Source organism: Hominilimicola sp. (genome assembly GCF_046972485.1).
Classification (GTDB): domain Bacteria; phylum Bacillota; class Clostridia; order UBA1381; family UBA1381; genus Hominilimicola; species Hominilimicola fabiformis.
This window is the reverse complement of record NZ_JBKVWU010000225.1, coordinates 1-1,247: the sequence shown is the minus strand read 5'-3', so window position 1 is coordinate 1,247 and position 1,247 is coordinate 1. Positions and strand designations below refer to the sequence as shown.

The following is a 1,247-nucleotide window of genomic DNA, read 5'->3' as shown; positions in this document are numbered from 1 at the left end:
CGCGGAAAGAATTCTCTTGTAATGATTATATACCGCTACCGACAGAATTTTCTTTGCGTCCTCCTGTCCGACAACATATTCATCAAGAAAAGCCTTTATTTCCTTCGGCTTAGGCAGTTCAGTAGCCGTAAATCCGCCCTTATGCTCAAATTCACCGTCAAGTATACTGTTGCACATATCTATACATTCGTTACAGATATATACACCCGGTCCCGACAAAAGCTTATCTACTTCTTGTTCAGTTTTTCCGCAGAATGAACATCTGAAATGTTTATTTTCGTCCATATATTTATACTCCTTTATTTAGAGGCTTTTACAATAACCTCATCAATAAGGCCGTATTCCTTAGCCTCTTGAGCAGTCATAAAGTTATCACGCTCTGTATCCTCACAAAGCTTTTCGTAAGTTTGTCCCGTACGCTCTGCAAGAATTTCATTCATCTTCTTCTTTGTATTAACAAGATGATCTGTGTATATTTTAATATCAGTTGTCTGACCGCTAAGTCCGCCGCCGGCAATAAGAGGTTGATGTATCATAACCTCACTGTTCGGCAAAGCAAATCTCTTGCCTTTTTCACCGGCCGCAAGCAAGAATGCACCCATACTTGCCGCCATACCGATACAAATTGTAGATACGTCACACTTTATATACTGCATTGTGTCGTAAATTGCCATACCTGCAGTAATCGAGCCGCCCGGGCTGTCAATATAAAGCTGAATATCTTTATCAGGATCCTTTGCTTCAAGATATAAAAGCTGTGCCACAACAAGACTTGCCGTTGCGTCAGTTACCTGATCTGCCAAGAATATAATTCTGTCCTCAAGCAGTCTTGAATAAATATCGTATGAACGTTCGCCTCTGTTGGTCTGTTCAACGACCATTGGTACTAATGCCATACTATTCATCCCTTTCCGAAATTATGAAATTATTTTACCTGTGCATTGTTTACAATCATAGTGATTGTCTTTTGAATTTCAAGGTCTTTCTTAATGCTTTCCTTTTCAGCGTCACCAAGAAGTTCCTTAAGCTTGTCAAGTTCCATATTGTACTTCTTTGACATATCTACAAGTTCAAGTTCAACTTCTTCAGGACCTGCTTCGATTCCTTCAGCCTTTTGAATTGCCTCAAGAACAAGCGAACCGCTTAGCTGTTTCTTAGCCTGTTCAGCGAATTGAGCTCTTAGAGCGTCCATTGTCATACCTGTATATTGCATATACATATCAAGGTTCATACCTTGGTATGAAAGT

The 1,247-nt window shown here is 39.9% G+C and carries 2 protein-coding genes and 1 pseudogene; all 3 read right to left on the bottom strand.

Going from position 1 to position 1,247, the window contains the following annotated elements; genetic code table 11:
• On the bottom strand, nt 1-285 hold a 285-nt coding region (locus ACLTU0_RS11985; RefSeq protein ID WP_412322671.1), incomplete at its 3' end, for a ClpX C4-type zinc finger protein.
• A gap of 14 nt (nt 286-299) precedes the next feature.
• Complete coding sequence (clpP, locus tag ACLTU0_RS11980; RefSeq protein WP_117964894.1) at nt 300-896, bottom strand: ATP-dependent Clp endopeptidase proteolytic subunit ClpP; 597 nt, start codon at nt 894-896, stop codon at nt 300-302.
• 29 nt (nt 897-925) lie between these two features.
• Nucleotides 926-1,247 (bottom strand): annotated as a pseudogene (gene tig / locus ACLTU0_RS11975) (trigger factor); the annotation flags it as partial.